Source organism: Streptoalloteichus hindustanus, assembly GCF_900129375.1.
In the GTDB taxonomy this organism is placed as follows: domain Bacteria; phylum Actinomycetota; class Actinomycetes; order Mycobacteriales; family Pseudonocardiaceae; genus Streptoalloteichus; species Streptoalloteichus hindustanus.
This window is the reverse complement of the sequence record NZ_FQVN01000001.1, coordinates 506,199-521,022: the sequence shown is the minus strand read 5'-3', so window position 1 is coordinate 521,022 and position 14,824 is coordinate 506,199. Positions and strand designations below refer to the sequence as shown.

The 14,824-nt window shown below is 72.4% G+C and carries 10 protein-coding genes; 2 read left to right on the top strand and 8 right to left on the bottom strand.

What is annotated here, in order from left to right; genetic code table 11:
• Nucleotides 1–307: 307 nt before the first annotated feature.
• From BUE43_RS02580 to BUE43_RS02555, 6 genes are all read right to left on the bottom strand, one after another.
• Nucleotides 308–2,473, bottom strand: coding sequence for a transglycosylase domain-containing protein (locus tag BUE43_RS02580; protein WP_073479673.1), 2,166 nt, complete (start codon nucleotides 2,471–2,473; stop codon nucleotides 308–310).
• Between the two features lie 129 nt (nucleotides 2,474–2,602).
• Nucleotides 2,603–5,209: an ATP-dependent chaperone ClpB gene (gene clpB / locus BUE43_RS02575; protein WP_073479672.1), complete on the bottom strand. Its 2,607-nt coding sequence runs from the start codon at nucleotides 5,207–5,209 to the stop codon at nucleotides 2,603–2,605.
• A gap of 217 nt (nucleotides 5,210–5,426) precedes the next feature.
• Nucleotides 5,427–7,685 carry an MFS transporter gene (locus tag BUE43_RS32535; RefSeq protein ID WP_143173960.1) on the bottom strand — a complete coding sequence of 753 codons (2,259 nt, stop codon included), beginning with the start codon at nucleotides 7,683–7,685 and terminating at the stop codon, nucleotides 5,427–5,429.
• A gap of 77 nt (nucleotides 7,686–7,762) precedes the next feature.
• Nucleotides 7,763–8,254, bottom strand: a complete 492-nt coding sequence (locus tag BUE43_RS02565) for a MarR family winged helix-turn-helix transcriptional regulator (protein ID WP_073479670.1) — start codon at nucleotides 8,252–8,254, stop codon at nucleotides 7,763–7,765.
• A gap of 283 nt (nucleotides 8,255–8,537) precedes the next feature.
• Nucleotides 8,538–8,990, bottom strand: coding sequence for a MarR family winged helix-turn-helix transcriptional regulator (locus BUE43_RS02560; RefSeq protein ID WP_234995493.1), 453 nt, complete (start codon nucleotides 8,988–8,990; stop codon nucleotides 8,538–8,540).
• A 263-nt stretch (nucleotides 8,991–9,253) separates the two neighbouring features.
• The gene (locus BUE43_RS02555; RefSeq protein WP_073480210.1) at nucleotides 9,254–10,114 is read right to left on the bottom strand and encodes a pyridoxamine 5'-phosphate oxidase family protein; all 861 of its coding nucleotides are present in this window, start codon (nucleotides 10,112–10,114) and stop codon (nucleotides 9,254–9,256) included.
• A 302-nt stretch (nucleotides 10,115–10,416) separates the two neighbouring features.
• Here BUE43_RS02555 and BUE43_RS02550 point away from each other — a divergent pair, with 302 nt between their 5' ends.
• Nucleotides 10,417–11,517: a globin domain-containing protein gene (locus BUE43_RS02550; protein WP_073479669.1), complete on the top strand. Its 1,101-nt coding sequence runs from the start codon at nucleotides 10,417–10,419 to the stop codon at nucleotides 11,515–11,517.
• Nucleotides 11,518–12,525: 1,008 nt separating this feature from the next.
• Nucleotides 12,526–13,086 carry a hypothetical protein gene (locus BUE43_RS02545; protein ID WP_073479668.1) on the top strand — a complete coding sequence of 187 codons (561 nt, stop codon included), beginning with the start codon at nucleotides 12,526–12,528 and terminating at the stop codon, nucleotides 13,084–13,086.
• Between the two features lie 51 nt (nucleotides 13,087–13,137).
• Here BUE43_RS02545 and BUE43_RS02540 read toward each other — a convergent pair whose 3' ends face one another.
• Nucleotides 13,138–13,614, bottom strand: a complete 477-nt coding sequence (locus BUE43_RS02540; protein ID WP_073479667.1) for a heat shock protein transcriptional repressor HspR — start codon at nucleotides 13,612–13,614, stop codon at nucleotides 13,138–13,140.
• 3 nt (nucleotides 13,615–13,617) lie between these two features.
• Nucleotides 13,618–14,802 (bottom strand): molecular chaperone DnaJ, encoded by a 1,185-nt coding sequence (gene dnaJ / locus BUE43_RS02535; RefSeq protein ID WP_073479666.1) that lies wholly within the window; start codon nucleotides 14,800–14,802, stop codon nucleotides 13,618–13,620.
• Between the last annotated feature and the right edge of the window lie 22 nt (nucleotides 14,803–14,824).

Below are 14,824 nucleotides of genomic sequence, written 5' to 3'. Positions count from 1 at the left end.
TGGGGGCTCCCCTATACTATACTCAGTAGTCGCGCGCGAGAGTGGCTGTGCGTTCCAGGGTGGGCGGGAAGGCGCTTTTGTCGCCATTGTTCCCGACATCGCTGTCCGCGGCTGGTCGGACAGCATTCGTCTGCGACAGCCCACCCACCATCTGAAGGTGTCAGCTGCTCGGGAACCGGAAGATGCGGAGCCGGCAGAGCGGAAGATCGTGGACTGCCGGCCAGCGAGCCCGATGTTTTCCCCTGAATAGTGAGCGCCCGTGCGGCGTCGCTCGGTCGGCGACGTCCGCACGGGCGCGAAGGACCGGTCAGTTGTTTCTTCCCGGGATGGGGATGCCGCTCGACCCGCCGGGTTTCGTCGGCGGGTTTTCGCCTCCCGAGGGCTTGGGAGAGTTGCTTTGGTTCTGCTTGGGGGTTGGCTGGGGTTGGGATTCGGGCTGGGGTTTGGTGGGCGGCTGCTGGGACTGCGGCTGAGGTTGTGGCTGCGGCTGCGGCTGGGATTCGGGCTGCGGCTTCGCGGGCGGCTGTTCGGTCTGCCGGGGTTTGGTGGGCGACGTCCGCGAGCTCCTCGGCTTGGCCGGCGGTGACTGCGGCACCCGCTGGGGAATGGTCGGCACCGGCCTGGCCTGCGGGTTGGGCGCGGGGAACGGCTGGAGCTCGCGGTTCTCGTGGTAGGCGCCCATCACGGCGCTCCAGATCACCGCCGGTTCCCGCCGGCCGTTGATGTCGTGCTCCGCGCCGCCGCTCTCCTGGTACCTGCCCTTGATCGGCTGGAACTTGTCGGCCCCGACCCAGACGACGGTGGCCAGTTGCGGGGTGTAGCCGGCGGTCCACGCCTTGGCCACCTGCCCCTCCCCGCCGTAGCGCAGCACCCCGGCCTGGACGGCGACCGGGGTGTTGCCGGGCACGGGGATGTCGTTGCGCGCCCCGTTGGCCTCCAGCAGGGAGGTCACCACCCGCGCGGTGTTGGCGCTGAACCGCGTGTCGATGTCGAAGCCGGCGCTCCTGGTCTCGGCGAACTGGTACCGGCTCTCGCCGGAGCCGGTCAGGACCCGGTCGACGAAGTGCGGCCGGGAGCGCTGGCCGTCGACGAGGGCGGCGTAGGCGACCGCGAGGTCGAGCGGGCGGACCGCCGTTCGGCCGCCGCCCACGCCGATCTGCTCGTCCGGGTCGACGATCGTGCGTCGGCCCCGCACCTCGCGGGGAACGCCGGCGGCGTGGGCCGCCGCGGCCACGTTCTCCGGGCCGATCCGCTTCGCCAGCGCGACGAGGTCGCCCTCGCTGGACCGGGGCCCGACCGCCCGCGCCGGGTTCTGGCCCCGCTCGGCGGCGGCCACGGCGGTGAACGGGGCGAACGCGGTGCCCGGCTCCTGGAGGCTCTGCGCGTAGTCCATGCCCGAGCTGTCGGACCCGCCGTGGTAGGCGGCCACCCCGCCGGTGCGGGGGTCGATCGCGGTCAGGGCGGTGCGCAGGTAGTCCGGTTGCCCCGTCATGACCTCCCGCGTGGCGGTCTCTGCTGCGGACTGCGCGTTCTTGTCCAGGGTGGTCACGATCCGGTAGCCGTGTTGCTGGGCCTCGTCGAGCCCGAGCTGGGCCCGCTCCTCCAGCTCGGCGAGGACCCGGGTCCTGATGTGCCAGCGCGCTCCGGGCTCGGCGACCTTGGCGACCACGGTGGGGAACTTCGCCCGCGCGCGTTCCTCCGCTTTCAGGAACCCGTTCTCCACCATGTGGTCCATCACGTAGTTCCAGCGCTGCTCGGAGTTCTCCCTGTCCACCGCCGGGTCCCAGAAGGTGGGGCGCTGGATGACCCCGGCGAGGACGGCGGCCTCGCTCACGTCGAGATCCCGGACGTCCTTGGCGAAGTAGGCCTTGGCCGCGGCCTGGATGCCGTTGGCGCCGCGTCCGAAGTAGATGGTGTTCAGGTAGGCGGTGAGGATTTCCTGCTTGGAGTGCGTGTCGGTGAGTTTCTTGGCCAGCACCAGCTCCTTCAGCTTCCGGGTGATGCTCAGGTCCTCTTTCCCGGTCGCCTTCTTGATGTACTGCTGGGTGATCGTCGAACCGCCGCCGTCGTCGCCGCGGATGTTGTTGTAGACCGCGCCGAGCAACCCCCGCACGGAGAAGCCCTCGTCGTTCCAGAACGACGCGTTCTCCGCGGATAACACCGCGTTCTGCACGGACCGGGGGATGTCCTCGAACCGGACGAGCGTGCGCGCCCCACCCTCGGGGTGGATGCGGGCCAACTCGGTCTTGCCGTCCGAGAAGTACAACGTCACGGTCTGGTTCTGGCTCGCGGCGATCTCCGCCGGCTCCGGCACGTCCCAGAGGGCGTAGGCGAGCCGGAACGCGGCGATCAGGCCCCCGACCGCGACGAACGCGGTGATGCCGGCGACGCGTACGAGCAGGACCAGGCGTCTGCGGCGGCGCAGCCGGCGGTCGACGTCGATCGAGTGTCCCGAAGGGTGAACACGTCGCACGCTCTGGATGACGCCGGCGAGATCCGAAAAGTTGTCACGACTTCGGCGCCCTGTCGACTTCCTTCCCGCGGCGCCGGGCCGGACGGCGACGCGGCGCCCCTGACCGGGGGCGCCGCGTCCCGGGGTGGCTCAGGCGGGTGACGTCGGAGCCAGCTCCGCGCGTCGCACCGTCAGCCCGGCGCTGTCGTCCGTGATGTCGACGGCGATCGTGTCGCCGTCCCGCACCACGCCCGACAACAGCTGCCTCGCCAGCTGGTCGCCGATCGCGCTCTGCACCAGCCGCCGCAGCGGCCGGGCGCCGTACACCGGGTCGAACCCGTTGAGCGCCAACCAGTCCTTGGCCGCCTGGGTGACCTCCAGGGCGAGCCGCCGCTGCGCCAGCCGGCGGCCGAGCCGGGCGAGCTGGATGTCCACGATGGACGTCAGCTCCTCGGTGGACAGCGCGTGGAACACCACGACGTCGTCCAGGCGGTTGAGGAACTCCGGCTTGAAGTGCTGCCGCACCACCGCCAGCACCGCGTCCTCGCGCTGCCGCTCGGTCATGCTCACGTCCACGATCGCCTGCGACCCCAGGTTCGAGGTCAGCACGAGGATCGTGTTGCGGAAGTCGACGGTGCGACCCTGGCCGTCGGTGAGCCGCCCGTCGTCCAGCACCTGGAGCAACACGTCGAAGACGTCCTGGTGCGCCTTCTCCACCTCGTCCAGCAGCACCACGGTGTACGGGCGGCGGCGGACCGCCTCGGTGAGCTGGCCGCCCTGGTCGTAGCCGACGTACCCGGGCGGCGCGCCGACCAGCCGGGCCACCGAGTGCTTCTCGGCGTACTCGCTCATGTCGATGCGCACCATGGCCCGCTCGTCGTCGAACAGGAACTCGGCCAGCGCCTTGGCCAGCTCGGTCTTGCCCACGCCGGTCGGGCCGAGGAAGAGGAAGGAGCCGGTCGGCCGGTCCGGGTCGGCGACCCCGGCGCGCGCCCGGCGCACCGCGTCGGACACCGCGCGCACCGCCTCGGCCTGGCCGACGACCCGCTGCCCCAGCGCCTCCTCCATCCGCAGCAGCTTGGCGGACTCGCCCTCCAGCAGTCGCCCCGCCTGGATGCCGGTCCACGCGCTCACGACGTCGGCGACGTCGTCCGCGCCGACCTCCTCCTTGAGCATCACCTTCTGCCGGTCGGTGGCGGCGGTGGCCGCGTCGAGCTCCTTCTCCAGCGCCGGGATGCGGCCGTACCGCAGCTCGGCCGCCCGGCCCAGGTCGCCGTCGCGCTCGGCGCGCTCCGACTCGCCCCGCAGCTGTTCGAGCTGCTCCTTCAGCTCCCGGACCCGCTCGATCGAGCCCTTCTCGTTCTGCCAGCGCGCGGTCAGGGCGGACAGCTCCTCGCGCCGCTCGGCCAGCTCGGCCCGCAGCGCCTCCAGCCGCTCCCGGGAGGCCGGGTCGTCCTCCTTGGCCAGCGCCATCTCCTCGATCTCCAGCCGGCGGACGGCGCGCTCCACCTCGTCGATCTCGACCGGCCTGGAGTCGATCTCCATCCGCAGCCGCGACGCGGCCTCGTCGACCAGGTCGATGGCCTTGTCCGGCAGGAACCGCGCGGTGATGTAGCGGTCGGACAGGGTCGCGGCGGCGACCAGCGCGGCGTCGGTGATCCGCACGCCGTGGTGCACCTCGTAGCGCTCCTTGAGGCCGCGCAGGATGCCGATGGTGTCCTCGACGCTGGGCTCGCCGACCAGCACCTGCTGGAAGCGCCGCTCCAGCGCCGGGTCCTTCTCGATGTGCTGGCGGTACTCGTCGAGCGTGGTCGCGCCGACCATGCGCAGCTCGCCGCGCGCGAGCATCGGCTTGATCATGTTGCCGGCGTCCATCGCGCCCTCGCCGGTGGCGCCGGCGCCCACGATGGTGTGTAGCTCGTCGATGAACGTGATGACCTGACCGGCCGAGTCGGTGATCTCCTTGAGCACCGCCTTGAGCCGCTCCTCGAACTCGCCCCGGAACTTCGCGCCGGCCACCATCGAGCCGAGATCCAGCGAGACGACCCGCTTGCCGCGCAGCGACTCCGGCACGTCGCCGGCGACGATGCGCTGGGCGAGGCCCTCGACGATCGCGGTCTTGCCGACGCCGGGCTCGCCGATCAGCACCGGGTTGTTCTTCGTGCGCCGGGACAGCACTTGCACCACGCGGCGGATCTCGGCGTCCCGGCCGACCACCGGGTCCAGCCCGCCCTCGCGGGCCCGCTGGGTGAGGTCGACGCCGTACTTGTCCAACGCCTGGTAGGTGCCCTCGGGGTCCGGGCTGGTGACCCGCGCCGAGCCGCGCACCTTGCCGAACGCCTCCCGCACCGCCTCCGGCGTGGCGCCGTGCCGGCGGAGCAGGTCGGCCACCTGGCCGCCCTCGGCGGCCAGGCCGACCAGCAGGTGCTCGGTGGAGACGAACTCGTCGCCCATCTCCGTGGCGAGCTGCTGGGCGTGGGTGAGCACCCGGACGGCCTCGCCGGAGAACTGGGGCCTGGCCACGGTCGCGCCGGACGCCGAGGGCAGCCGGTTCGCGAGCGGGTCGAGTTCGGCGCGGACCCGGGCGGGGTCGGCCCCGACCGCGGAGAGCAGCGGCGCGGCCACCCCGTCGGCCTGCGCGAGCAGGGCGCCCAGCAGGTGCACCGGCCCCACGTCGGGGTTGCCCGCGACGGTGGCGGCCTGGACCGCCGAGGAGATCGCCTGCTGGGTCTTCGTGGTCGGGTTGAAAGCGTCCATCCCTCACCTCATCGGCACGTCCACTGGGGCGCGGGCCGTCGCGCACGCCGGGGTGCAGGAGCGGCCGCTCACCCAGCACAACGTCAGAAAAGTTGAGCCAGTTCCACTCAACCTAGCCTTTCTCGGTGGCCCGTGCCACGGAACCCCCGAGAGGTCGCGCCCGCGCGGCGCCAGGAGAAGGAACACGCCCGCGGAAAGTTCCCCGCGGGCGTGTTCGTCAGTTCCCCGCCGCGTGGCGTGGGCTGTGCTGGCCGTTCGCCGATCCGTCGGGATACCCGAGCAGTGACCGCAGCTCGCCGCTGATCGAGGCGGCGCGGCGGGTGGCCGCCCTGGGCACGTCGATCCGGGCCGGTGGGGGCGCCAGGGCCGTCTCGGCGCCCACCTCGACGCCCGCTTCGGCGCCCGGCTGGACGGGGGTCGCCGCCAGCGTCTCCCGCGCCTGGCGCTCGGCGTCCTGCCGCAGCCGTTCCGACTGCTCGCGGGCCGCGGCCACGATGCGCTCGGCCTCGTGGCGGGCGCCGACCAGGAGCTGCTCGCGCCGCGCCCGGTCGGCCGGCGACTCGACGGGCTCGGCCGGCTCGGCCTCGGCGATCCGGGCCGGTGCGGCCGCGGCCAGCTCGGCCCGCAGCGCGGTGGCCTGCTCGGTCAGCTGTTGACCGGCCCGCGCCAGGGAGGTCGTGAACTCCGCCAGGTGGTCGTGCAGCCGGGCGTACCAGTCGTCCAGCCGCGCGGCGTTCTCCGCCGCCACCCGTCCGGGATGCCCGGTCGGGCTGAGCTGGGCGGTCTCCCGAGTTACCCCCAGTTCACCCACATGTCGCATCGAGTTGTCCACAGCCGAGGTCAAGTTGTCCACATTCCCCTGGAACTCATCCACAGGCCTGTGGACAACGTTGTGCACAACGGTCCCGTCGACGCCGTCTGCCGTCACTGGCGTGCTCGCCGCGCTCCGCGCGTCCCCGGTGGTCGCCTCGGCCGGGTTACCGGTGGTCGAGGACCGGAGCGGGACCTCCTTGATGAAGATCACCGACAGCACGGTCGCCGCCGCCACGACCGCCGCGATGACGAAGATCAGCCCCGTCGCGTCGCCGTAGGCCGCGCGCACGATCTCCCGCACCGGCTCCGGCAGGTGCCCGATGTCCAGCCCGCCGCCGGCGGACGCGGCCGCCGCGCCGGGCCGCCTCGGCAGCCGGGACAGCCCCTCGTTCACCAGCTCGGTCACCCGGGTGGCGAGCACCGAGCCCAGCACCGAGACGCCGGCGGCGCCGCCGAGCGAGCGGAAGAAGGTCACGACCGAGCTGGCCGCGCCCAGGTCCCTGGGGCCGACGGTGTTCTGCACCGCGAGCACGAGGTTCTGCATGGACATGCCGATCCCGAGCCCGACCAGCACCAGGAAGGCGCCGATCACCCACAGGCTGGTGGCGTGGTCGATGGTGCCCAGCAGGCCGAGACCGGTGACCAGCAGCAGCGAGCCCGCGACGAGGAACGCCTTCCACTTCCCGGTCCGCGTGATGACCTGGCCCGAGACGGTGGAGGCCACGAACAGCCCGGCCACCATGGGCAGCGACAGCAGGCCGGCGGCGGTCGGCGAGTAGCCGCGGGAGAGCTGGAAGTACTGCCCGAGGAACACCGAGGAGCCGAACATCGCGGTCCCGACCGCGATGCTCGCCACGACGGCGAGCACCGTCGTCCGGTTCCGGAACAGGTGCAGCGGGATGACCGGCTCGGCCACCCGGGACTCCACGACCAGCGCGAGCGCCACGCAGGCCAGCGCGCCCGCCAGGTAGGCCAGCGTCGACAGCGACCACCAGCCGAAGTCCTTGCCGGCGAAGGAGACCCAGATCAGCAGCAGGCTCACGCCACCGGTGATCAGCGTGGCCCCCGCCCAGTCGATGCGCGCCTTCCTGCGGATCACCGGCAGGTTCAGCGTGCGGCTGAGCACGACCGACGCGAGCACGGCCAGCGGTACGACGACGAAGAAGCACCAGCGCCAGCCGAGCCACGAGGTGTCGACGATGACACCGCCGACCAGCGGCCCGCCCACGGTGGCGACGGCCATCACCGCGCCGGTGTAGCCGTTGTACCGACCGCGCTCCCGGGGGCTGACCATCGCGGCGATGATCACCTGGGCGAGGGCCTGGAGCCCGCCCATGCCCACGCCCTGCAGGGCGCGGAAGCCGATCAGCGTGCCCATCGACTGGGAGAGGCCGGACAGCACCGAGCCGAGGGTGAAGACGGCGATCGCCACCTGGTACAGCATCTTCTTGCTGAACAGGTCGGCGAGCTTGCCCCAGATCGGCGTGGTCGCGGTGGAGGCGAGCAGGGTGGCGGTGACCACCCAGGTGTACTGCCCCTGGGTGCCGTGCAGGTCGGCGACGATCGTGGGCAGGGCGTTGGACACGATCGTCGAGCTGAGGATGGCGACCAGCAGGGCCAGGAGGAGGCCGCTCAGCGCCTCCAGCACCTCGCGGTGCCCCATCGGGCGCTCGTGCCCGCCCCCGAGCTCCTGGGGGGCGCGGTGGGCGCCCGGCGGGTGGAAAGCGGTGGACGCGCTGCTCATCGAGCTCCTTCCAGGAGGTCGTTCTGGGCGGGTTCGGTCGTGCGGGTGAGGGATCGCCGGAGCTGGTCGTTGATCGCGCCGAGCGTGGCGCAGGCCTCGCGCACCGCCGGCTCGTCCCAGTCGTCGAGCGCCTCGCGGAGCGCGTCGACCTGCTCGCAACGCCAGCGGTCCAGCGTCTGGAGGCCGTGCTCGGTGGCGTGCACCAGCGCGACCCGGCGGTCGCCGGGGTCCGGTCGCCGTGCGACCAGCTCGACGCGTTCGAGCTGGGCGATCTGGCGGCTGATGACCGACACGTCGACCATGCGCCGGTGGGCCAGCTCGGTGATCCGGCACTCGCCGCGGCGCGCCAGTTCGGCGAGCAGGCCGGCGGCGGCCGGGTGCAGCCCGAGGTCGTTGCGCCAGGTGCGGTGCAGGGCGGTCTGGGAGAGCTGGCCGAGCGCGCGCAGCTGGCGCACGAGCTCGACCCACTCGTTGTTCGTCGGACCCATGGCACCTCCTTAGTTGCTACACACAACTGTAAGGATGTTGGTTGTATTCCACAACCATGGGAGATGGGGTGGCCCGCCGAGGAGACGTGCGTCACCCATGGTGGTCACACCCCCCGTCCGGTGGATACCGCCGACGAGGGTGGAAGCGGTGGAGCCCGCGGTGCGCGAAGGCTCGCCGGGGCGCTCGGCGACGGGCCTGGAGGCCGGTAGGACGGCGATCTCGGGGACCTGGCGAACTCGGAGACTCGGCGAAGCCCGGGGTCCCGCGACGAACCGGGGGAACTCAGAGCACGTCGTGCAGGCGGGCGAGCAGACGGGCGAGCTGCTCCAGGTCGTCCGTCGGCCAGCTCGCGAACCGCTCCCGCGCCCGGCGGCGGCGCTCGGACCGCACCTGGTGCAGCCGGTCCCGGCCCACCTCCGTGAGCTGGACGAGCCGGGCGCGGCCGTCCGACGGGTCCGGCACCCGCTCGGCGAGGCCCAGCGTGACGAGGTCGGCGATCTGCCGGCTCACCGTCGACTTGTCCAGCCCCAGGCGCTCGACCACGTCGGCGCCCCGGAGCGGGCCCGCGTCGTCGATGAGGACCAGCAGGCCGTACGCGGCCGAGTCGAGGCCGGGGTGGACCTTCGCCGCCAGCGCCATCGACGCGCTGCGCGCCCGCCGGAACAGCACCGCGAGCTCCCGCTCCACGGAGTCCAACGCCGTCCGGCGCCCCGCGTCGCCGCTACCGCTGGTCACCAGCTCACCCTCCCCGCCACTCGACACCCGGGAACCGTAGTCACCCGGGCCCACCCCGTCGCGGTCCGTCCCTCCTCGGGGACGGCGCGGGCCGGTCCGGTGCGGGGTCCAGTGTGTCCGACCAGGTCACGTCGAGGTTAGGGCGAGGGGCGGCAACCGTTCGGACGCTCGCGGGAGATCAGAGGAGGCGCCCGGTCGCGGGTGGGGCGCGCCGCGCCGCGCCCGCGACCCACCCGCTCCCGTTCCCGGTCAGCGCTCGCCGCTCAGAGCTGGCTCCCGACCGGCTGGTCGGCCGCCACGGGCGAGTCCCACGGACGGGTCTCGGCCTTCGCGTTGAAGTAGTCACCGCCCTTGCGCCTGGTGTCGTCGGTGCCCCACGGGCGGTTGCGCACGACCGGGACCATGCGCGGGATGTGCTTGCGGCAGTGGATGTAGGCCTCCTCGACCTCGACCACCACCCAGCGCTCCGGCGTGCGCCCGCGTTCGAAGTCGTCCGGCAGCTCGGGGTAGGCGCCGCGCAGGTCGGCGTCCTCCATGATCCGGGCGCGCCCGTTGACGTGCAGGCCGATCAGGTCGGTGACGAAGTCGACCATCAGGATGCCGACGTGCGGGTTCTCGCTGATGTTGCCCAGGCTCGCCAGCACCCCGTTGCCCCGGTACTCCGGGTAGGCCAGGTGCCGCTCGTCGATCACCTGGACGAACCCGCGCGGGCCGCACCGCAGGGACGCGTCGCACTCGCCCTGGGAGTCGGAGGTGGCCACGAACGCCATGTCCATCCTGCCGATGAACTCGACCATCGTCGGGTTCAGGCGGTCGAGCACCTGCTGGGTGTAGAAGCGGCGCGCCCGGTCCTGGGTCCCGTACGCGCACTGCAACAGGTGTTCGCCCTGTGAGCCGGGCATTCCGTGCTGCATGTCCCGCAGGGGGTCGGGGAGCGGGGTCGAGGCGCCGTCCGCCGAGCCGCCGTCCGGTGGGGAGGTGGTGGGCGCGGAGACGACCGGTGTGGAGATCACTGGTGTGGGGACGACCGGTGCGGGGGGAACCCGGGGCGCGCCCTCGGCCAGTTCCAGATCCAACAACTCGGGACTGGCGACGCCAGTCGGGACGAGGGTGTCGGGGGTCACGTGCCCCACCGTGTCATGAACAGGTCCACTCGTGCACATCTCGTCCCGCTTGTTCCCCCGTCCTTCGCAGCAGTGATCTACTGGCAGTAGCACAAGTGCATCCGAAGGTGGCATCAAGGAGCTGGAGGCCTCGACGAGGAGTTAGTGTCCACCCCCGTCGGGGGATGCATGACGTCAGCAACGGCGCGCCTCGTCGGCGCACCGGACAACCTGGAGAAGACTGCGCCCGGACCATGACCGCGAACGCCGTGCTTACCCCAGTCCCGCCGCCACGCCGCGAGCCCCCGTCGGGAGTCAGCGCCATGGTGCGCATGATCCGCGAGAGCTTCGCGGTGGTCGAGCCGCGGGCGGACGAAGTCGCCAAGTTCTTCTACGGGATGTTGTTCAGCATCGCGCCCGCGACGCGCGAGCTGTTCCCGGTGAACATGGAGGTGCAGCGCAGCCGACTGCTGCGCGCACTGGTCCACGTCGTGCAGATGGTGGACCGCCCCGACGACCTGATCCCCTTCCTCCGCCAACTCGGCCGCGACCACCGCAAGTTCGGTGTGGTGAGCGCGCACTACGAGGCGGTGGGCACCGCCCTCGTCGGCGCGCTGAAGCGCTTCTGCGGCGACGCGTGGAGCCCGACCGTGGAACGCGCGTGGGCCGAGGCGTACAAGATCATGGCCAGGACCATGCAGGACGCCGCGGCGGCCGACGACAACCCGGCGTGGTGGCCGGCCCAGGTCGTCGACCACCAGCGGCTGAGCTGGGACCTGGCCGTGGTCCGCGTGCAGCCGGAGTACCAGGTCCCCTACCGCGCCGGGCAGTACCTCAGCGTCGAGGTGCCGCAACGCCCCCGCCTCTGGCGCTACCTGTCGCCAGCCAACGCGCCGCGCGCCGACGGCGTCATCGAGTTCCACGTGCGCTCGGTGGCCGACGGGTGGGTGAGCCGGTCGGTCGTCGGCCACACCCGGCTCGGTGACGTCTGGCGCATCGGCCCGCCGATGGGGCGGCTCGGCTACGACCGGCGGACCCGCCGCGACCTGTTGATGGTGGCCGGCGGCACCGGCGTCGCGCCGATGCGCGCGATCCTGGACGAGATGGCGGGCTGGGGCGAGAACCCCCAGGTGCACGTCTTCCTGGGCGGCCGGAGCCACGAGGACCTCTACGACCTGGAGAACCTGCGGCGGATCGCCATGGGCAACCCGTGGCTCACCGTGGTTCCGGTGCTGGAGAACGAGCGGCTGCCCGGGGTGGAGCACGGAACCCTGGCGGACGCGGTGACCCGCCACGGCGCGTGGTCCGACCGCGACGTCCTCGTCTGCGGCTCCCCCGGGATGATCCGCGCGACGGTGTCGCGGATGCTCGTCGCCGGCACCCCGTTGGACCGCATCAAGTACGACCCGTTCACGCTCGACTGATCACGGCGGAGGCCCCGCACCCCGGACGCCCGGGAGGTGCGGGGCCTCGCGCTTCGCGCACGCCTCGAACCGGCTGGGCCGGCGCGCCCGAGAGCTGTAGTAGGGGGACCCCCCACTTCAAACATCCCACACGGGTCTGACAGAAACGGGCAGTTCGGGCTCACCCGGACGAAGGGAAACCGAGCCACTCGGGCCCATGCGCCACCCCGGGAACGCCCGACACAGTCTCTTGCGGACATCAGTGTTATGTAATGGGGGAACCCCCATCTCAAACATCTCATGTGGGTCTGACAGAAACGCGCGCACGCCTGTCGCCCGGATGGGCGGTCATGGCCGAGGTCCACCCATCGGGTCATAAGTCCACAATGGACGGTTAGGTGGGGCGGTCCGCGTGGGGGGTCCGACAAGCGATCTTGTGTCGAGGTCCAGGCTGCCGGGGCCCGTACTGGGGCGTCCAGGCCTGGCGGTGCTCACTTCAGGAGCTCCCGAGCCTTTTGCGGATCACGAGAGTTCGATCGGCTTCCTGGAGCCACGAACACCGACCGGTTGATCAAGTCCCGCCGGCGGCGTACCCATCGCCGTTGGAACCAGCACGGCTGTTTTTCGCCGCATTCGGATTGGTGAGGTCAGGGTGAAAACGGGACGTCTGCCGGAGTTTCTCCAGGCATGAGCGCTCCGCCCGTCACGGGGGCGAACCGCGCGCCGATGCGGCCCCGTGGCTTCTCGGCCCCGCCCCGTCGCCGCTAGCCGGCGAGCCGGACCATCACCGTCCCCGCGGCTGGTTGTGAGGTTGGGCACGGTCTGCCCTCCTGTGGTCGCCGCGAAGAGTCATGATCATGACAGCGTGGGTCGGGGCACGTTCGGCACGTTCTCGATGCCGCCCGTGCCAAAATTATCCACTATTTTCTCAATGAGTCGATGGGGAGTCGGGGAATGGCCAGGGGGATGGAGAGCGCTCCGCTTTTGAACGCGAGCACGCAAATGTTCGTTTGGCGTGGTTTGCGGAGGTTGGTCGAGGGGGTCGCGGAGAGTTTCACCGGCTACGACCTCGACGGTCCGGAGGACCTGACCCCCGACCAGGACCGCGAGTTGCACCTGGCCAAGGTGGCGGTGTGGCGGGAGATCGAGGAGTGCGTGCCGCACATGGTGGACCTCTCCGTCCAGGAGGCGGCCCTGCGTGGCGCCTCCGGCGGGGAGGTGACCCGGTGGGCGGGGCTGAGAACCCGGCTGGAGGCCGACGACCGCTGGCCAGGCCTGGCCTACGCCGGGCGGCTGCGGCAGTGGTTGGCGGAGCACGGCCGGGAGTTCGGCGCCGCGGTGCTGGTCGTGCTGGACGCCCCGCTCCCCCGGGGCCGCACGAGGGAGGAGCTGGCCGCGCTCGTGAACCGCGTGCTGTCGGGGCTCGACCAGGTCGGCGCTCCGGCTCCGCGCGATGTGGAGCGCCTCCTGGACGTGGCCCACGAGCTGGTGGAGAACGGGAACCCCACCCCGGACGACTCGGCCCTGGCGGCGGCCCGCCAGAGCCTCCGCGAGCTGCTCGCCGCCGCCCCCGCTCCGGTGAAGCGCTGAACGTCCACGCCGAGCTGACCCACCGCGGACGGGGAAGTCGACGCCCGGGGGTCAGCGGGGGTCGGGCCGCCAGATCATGAGGGCGGTCTGCTGGTGGCGCGGCCGCAGCGGGACGAGCTCACGCCGGTAGGAGGCGTGCACCGCTGCGGCCGCCTGCTCGGCGGCCGCGTGGGCGTGGGCCAGGTCCTCCTGCGCCTCGGCGAGGCGCGCGGTGAGCTCGGCGACCTGCGCCCGCAGCGCCTCCGCCTCCCGCGCCAGCTCGATGATCCGCTTCACCCCGGCGAGGTTGACGCCCTCCTCCTGGGAGAGCCGCTGCACCTCGCGGAGCAGAGCGATGTCCCGCGCGGAGTACCGCCGGCCCCCGCCCGGGGTGCGGCCGGGCGACACCAGGCCCAGCCGGTCGTAGCTGCGCAGGGTCTGCGCGTGCAGCCCGGCGAGCTGGGCGGCCACCGAGATCACGAAGACCGGGGTGTCCTCGTCGGCGCCCGGTGGGAACGGAATGCCCGGCCTGTCGTGTCGGCTGGTCATGGGTCACCCCTTGCCGTGCTCCAACAGCGCGGTGAGGTCGGCTCGCGGGTCGTGGTCGCTCGTCGCCGCCGCGTACGCCTCCAGCGCCTCCCTGGCCCTGTCGTCGAGGTCCCTCGGCACGTCGACCCGCAGCGTGACCAGCAGGTCACCGCTGCCGCCGTCGCGCCGGGGGATGCCCCGGCCGCGCACCCGCAGGACCCGGCCGCTGGCCGTGCCCGCTGGCACCCGCACCGACACCTTCCCGTCCAGCGTGGGCACCGTCAACGTGGTTCCCAGCACCAGCTCGGGGAAGGTCACCGGCACCGCGACCGTCAGGTCGTGGCCGGACCGGCCGAACACCGGGTGCGGGTCGACGTGGACCCGCACGTACAGGTCGCCGGCGGCCGCGCCGTTGCGGCCCGGCTCGCCCTGGGCGGCCAGCCGGATGCGCTGGCCGTCGTCGACCCCGGCGGGGATGCGGACGGTCAGGGTCCGGGTCCTGGTGCTCACGCCCTCGCCCGCGCACTCCAGGCACGGGTCGTCGATGATCTGGCCGGTTCCCCGGCAGTCCCGACACGGCTCGCTGAACGCGAACGCGCCCTGGTTCCTGGTGACCAGCCCGCTGCCGCCGCAGCCGCCGCACTGGCGCGGCGAGGTGCCGGGCCGGGCGCCGGTGCCGCCGCAGGTGCCGCAGGAGGCCGGACTGGTCAGCCGCAACGGCACGGTGGCCCCCCGGACGGCGTCGAGGAAGTCGATGTGGACCTCGGTCTCCACGTCGGCGCCGCGCTTCGGGCGGTTCGCCGCGCTCGCGCCGCCCCGTCGGCCGAACAGGCCGCCGAGGAGGTCACCGAGCCCACCGCCCCCGCCTCCGCCGGCGCCCCCGGCGGCCGTGCCGCCGAGCAGGTCGCCGAAGTCGAACCCGCCGCCCGTGCCGAAGCCGCCGAACCCGCCGCCGGGCCGGAACGCCCCGCCGGCGAACAGCCGCCGCGCCTCGTCGTACTGCTTGCGCTTCTCCGCGTCGGAGAGCACCCCGTAGGCCTCGGACACCGACTTGAACCGGGCCTCCGCCTGCGCGTCGCCCGGGTTGGCGTCCGGGTGCAGCTCACGGGCGAGCTTCCGGTACGCCTTCTTGATCTCCTCGGCGGAGGCGTCGGGAGGGACGCCCAGCTCCGCGTAGAAGTCCTTCTCGATCCAGTCCCGCGCGCTCATCGGACGTCCCTCCCTCCGCTCG